Origin of the sequence: Mesorhizobium sp. M7A.F.Ca.US.006.04.2.1 (assembly GCF_004022915.1) — a bacterium.
Classification (GTDB): Bacteria; Pseudomonadota; Alphaproteobacteria; order Rhizobiales; family Rhizobiaceae; genus Mesorhizobium; species Mesorhizobium ciceri.
This window is the reverse complement of the sequence record NZ_RZQA01000689.1, coordinates 1-3586: the sequence shown is the minus strand read 5'-3', so window position 1 is coordinate 3586 and position 3586 is coordinate 1. Positions and strand designations below refer to the sequence as shown.

At 66.7% G+C, this 3586-nt stretch carries 2 protein-coding genes; both read left to right on the top strand.

Annotated elements, in window-relative coordinates:
- Positions 1 to 2750: cobaltochelatase subunit CobN (gene cobN, locus EN925_RS28115; protein ID WP_128337080.1), on the top strand; the 2750-nt coding region annotated here is incomplete at its 5' end.
- Positions 2747 to 3586, top strand: an 840-nt coding sequence (cobG, locus tag EN925_RS28110; RefSeq protein WP_128337079.1) for a precorrin-3B synthase, incomplete at its 3' end; no start/stop codon positions are given. The genes cobN and cobG, both read left to right, overlap by 4 nt.

Genomic DNA, 3586 nt, shown 5'->3' with positions numbered 1-3586 from the left:
TCCCCATCCTGTTCTATCGCTCGATGCTGCTGGCCGCCGATGTCGCGCCCATCGATGCGCTTGTTGAAGCGCTGCGGCAGCGCGGCATCGACCCAGTCCCGATCTTCGTCTCCAGCCTCAAGGACCCGGCATCCCTGGCATTCGTGCAAACAGCACTGACGGCGCTGAAGCCCGCCGCCATCATCACCGCGACCGCTTTCGCCTCAGGCGCCGAACCCGGCATCGAAACGCTGTTCGACCGCGCCGGCGTGCCTGTCTTCCAGGTCATCGTCGCCACCACCCGCCGCGACATCTGGCAAAACAACCAGCGTGGCCTGGCACCCGCCGACCTCGCCATGCATGTCGTGCTGCCCGAACTCGACGGCCGCGTCCTCGCCGGCGCCATTTCCTTCAAGGGCGAGACCGAGACCGATCCCGCGCTTGGCCACCGCGCCTTCGCCAACCGGCCGGAACCGGATCGCGTGGCGCAGGTCGCTGACCGCGTCGCGGCCTTCATCAAGTTGCAGGAGACACCCCGCGCCGGGCGCAAGCTGGCGATCCTGATCCCGGATTATCCCAGTGCCCCTGGTCGAACCGGCTATGCCGTGGGCCTCGACGTGCCGTCCAGCGTGCTCGCCATGCTGCATGACCTGAAGGAGCAGGGCTATGTGATTGAGGGGATTCCGCAGACGCCGCGTGGGTTGCTGGATTTGCTGGAAGCCAGCGATACTGGATTGGCCTTAGATAACTACATTGCCTTCTCGACGGAGTTGCCGACTGCGGCAATCACTGCGGTCGAAGCCGCTTGGGGCAAAGCGGAAGACGAAACAGGTTTGCGCGGAAGCTTCCCCTTCCGCGCCGCCACCTTCGGCAACGTCACCATCGCCCTCGCCCCCGACCGCGGCCGCTCCGTCGACCGCCGCGCCGACTACCACGACCCGACGCTGCCCCCGCGCCATGCGCTGATCGCCTTCGGCCTCTGGCTGCGCAAGTCGCTCGGCGTCCACGCGCTGGTCCATGTCGGCGCCCATGGCACGCTTGAATGGCTGCCGGGCAAAACCGTTGCTCTGTCGGAAAACTGCTTTCCGGAGATCGTCACCGGTCCCCTGCCCGTCATCTATCCCTTCATCGTCTCCAACCCGGGCGAAGCGGCGCAGGCCAAGCGGCGCATTGCCGCCGTCACCCTTGGCCATTTGCCGCCACCGCTGACCGGCGCCGGGCTGAACGAAAACCAGCACAAGCTCGAGCGGCTGGTCGATGAATATGCCCAGGCCGACGGGCTCGACCGTCGCCGCCGTGACCGACTGGCGAAACTGATCGTCGACACCGCGCAAAAAACCGGTCTCGCCTCCGAAGCCGGCGTCGCCACGACCGACGCGCCGGACGAGGCGCTGCGCCGCATCGACGCCTGGCTTTGCGATCTCAAGGATTTCGCCATCAAGGACGGGCTGCATATCTATGGCCGCGCTCCGGAGGATGAGCCCGACGCCATGCGCCGCCAGAGCGCTGAAGCCGAGAAGGCGGCGCTGCTTGCCGCGCTCGATGGCGGCCACGTCAAGGCCGGTCCGGCCGGCGCGCCTGCGCGCGGCCGCTCGGACGTCTTGCCCACCGGCCGCAATTTGTTCACCTCGGACCCGCGCACCATGCCGACGCCGACCGCCTATGATTTGGGCAGGGCAGCGGCGGAGGAAGTCGTGCGCGGCTACATGCAGTCGCATGGCGACTGGCCACGCTCGCTGGTCATCGATCTCTGGGGCTCGGCATCGCTGCGCACCGGCGGCGAGGAGATCGCTCAAGGCCTGGCGCTGATGGGCTGCCGGCCGCAATGGGATTTGGCCACCGGCCGCATCACCGGCATCGAAGTGCTGCCGCCGGCCACGCTCGGAAGGCCACGCGTCGATGTCACATGGCGCATATCAGGCCTGTTCCGCGACATGTTCCCGACCCAAATCGCGCTGATCGATGCCGCAGCCAACGCGGTTGCCGCGCGCGACGAGGACGATTCGGAAAACCCGCTCGCGGCCAAAACCCGCGCCGACGGCAAGATCAGCCCGCGCATTTTCGGCACCTCGCCCGGCACCTATGGCGCCGGCGTCGAGGATCTCATGTCCTCCGGCGACTGGAGCGCGCGCGACGAAATCGGCCGCGCCTATCTCGACGCTACATCGCACGCCTATGGCGGCGCCGGGGGCGAAGGCATCTCCGCGCCCGGCGTTTTCGAGGGCCGCATCGCCGAAGCCGATCTTCTCGTCCACACCGGCGACGACCCCGGCCGCGACATCCTCGAGGGCTCCGCCGATGTCGCCTTCATCGGCGGCTTTTCCGCAGCAGTTGCGGCGCTCGGTAGGAATGCCGACGTCATCGTGCTCGACACCACGGACCCGCAAAAGCCGAAGCCACGCTCGATCAGTGAGGCCGTAGCGCGCGTCGTGCGTGCCCGCGCCGTCCATCCACGCTTCATATCAGGCCAGATGCGCCACGGCCCGCGCGGCGCCTCCGAATTCGCCGAAACCGTCGACCGGCTGGTCGGCTTCGCCGAAACCACGCACGCCATTTCGGGAACGCTGATCGAGGCGGTTCATGATGCCTATCTAGGCGATCCCATGGTCCGCGCCTTCATCCTGCGCGAGAACCCCGCCGCGGCAAAAATCATTGCCGAACGCTTCCTGTCGGCGCGCCGGCGTAGTCTCTGGCATCCCTTGCGCAATTCCATCGACGACGATCTCGCAGCCCTGATCGCCGAGGCAGAAGCACTTGGGGTGGCGGCATGAGCGCCTTCTCGCGCCGCGGCGCCTGTCCGGCTTTGTCGGCACCGATGCAAACCGGCGACGGCCTGCTGGTGCGGCTCAACCCGGTTGCTGGGGGAATGTCGCCAGAGTCGTTGATCGGACTAGCCGAATCCGCTTTGCGGCACGGCAATGGCATCATGGAAGTCACCGCGCGCGGCAGTTTGCAGATACGCGGCCTGACGGCGCAAAGTGCTGCGCTGCTGGCGGCGGAGGTCGATGCGCTTGATATCGCGGTTCGCACCGGCGTGCCGGTCGAGACCGGGCCGCTGGCAGGCATTGATCCGCAAGAGATTGCCGACCCCCGGCCGCTGGCTGAACGTATCAGGGCTGCGATCGAAGAAGCTGGGCTCGTACAGCGCCTAGGACCGAAGGTGTCGGTCGTTGTGGACGGCTGCGGGCAACTCACCATGGATGCGGTCACGGCCGACCTGCGGCTTGCTGCAACGCGCACCGATGCGGGAGTTCGGTGGCGGGTGTCTGTCGCGGGCGACGGGAGGAATGCGAGGCCGCTGGCGTTTGCCGATCAAGGTGCGGCGCGCGATATTGCCGTTGCAGCTCTAAGGATGGTTGCAGAGAAAGGCCGCGAGGCTCACGCAAGGGATTTATCGGAGAGGCAATTAGTGTCCCTGGCGGGTTGGCTATGCTCGACGAGTTTGCGCGAGGCGCCCCGATCTGTCCTGCCGGACATCTCCCCCTCAGGGGGGGAGATTGGCAGCTTCGACGCCGGCTTTTCCTTAACAACACCGGAGATTGGCGAAACCATCGGTGACGGCGCAATCTCCCCCCTAGAGGGGGAGATGTCCGGCAGGACAGAGGGG